A 488-nucleotide genomic window follows, 5' to 3' on the forward strand; every position below is an offset into this window, starting at 1 on the left:
GAATCAGTAAATTCGACCACTAATTGTTCGAGTCCAACAAGGACAGCGGTTATTTTAACAATAGATATTGCTCCAACTGCACCATTAAGTGGAGGAGATGTAACAGAATGTGAAGCAACACCATTACAAATACTTACTGCAACTGCTACAGCTCCTATAGGTTCCACATTAGTTTGGTATGATGCAGCTACAGGAGGAAGTATTGTAGCTAGTCCAACATTGAATAGTATTGGAACAATAACTTATTATGCAGAATCGGTAAATTCAACAACAAATTGCCCAAGTTTGACACGCACAGCAGTTACTTTAACAATCAATGCTTTACCATTAGCACCAACAAGTTTAGGAGATATAACAGAATGTGAAGCAACACCAATACAAACACTTACAGCTTCAGCAACAGCTCCAATAGGTTCTACAGTTGTTTGGTATGATGCAGCTACAGGAGGAAGTATTGTAGCTAGTCCAACATTGAATAGCATTGGAAC

1 protein-coding gene is annotated in these 488 nt (G+C 38.5%); it reads left to right on the top strand.

The features are described 5' to 3' along the window. Positions 1-488 (top strand): immunoglobulin domain-containing protein (locus tag AC23L6_RS13365; RefSeq protein ID WP_487562977.1); only part of this gene is annotated, 488 nt, incomplete at both ends.

This window comes from Flavobacterium sp. R1_16 (genome assembly GCF_057652095.1).